General features: G+C 44.9%; 1 protein-coding gene. It reads left to right on the plus strand.

The window, feature by feature from the left end; genetic code table 11:
* Nucleotides 1–38: 38 nt before the first annotated feature.
* On the plus strand, nucleotides 39–234 hold a 196-nt coding region (locus tag R2R70_RS23260; RefSeq protein ID WP_410979385.1), incomplete at its 3' end, for a hypothetical protein.

A 234-nucleotide genomic window follows, 5' to 3' on the forward strand; every position in this document is an offset into this window, starting at 1 on the left:
TAGCAAACCTCTATGTGGCAAGTTCGCAAGGTAGGTTAGTGCCGATTAGTAGCTTAGCTAATATTAGTGAAGAAGGAGTAGCCGCTGAGCTTGAGCGCCATGCACAGCGTCGTGCTATTGAATTAGATATGGAACTACCGGATGGTATGACGATTGCCGATATAGTCGATCAAATTCGCAATTTGTCTCAGCAATCGTTGCCTCAAGGTATTACCCTTGCGTTTAAAGGTGAAG

The sequence above is a fragment of the Cobetia sp. SIMBA_158 genome (assembly GCF_046566945.1).
GTDB classification, from domain to species: domain Bacteria; phylum Pseudomonadota; class Gammaproteobacteria; order Pseudomonadales; family Halomonadaceae; genus Cobetia; species Cobetia amphilecti.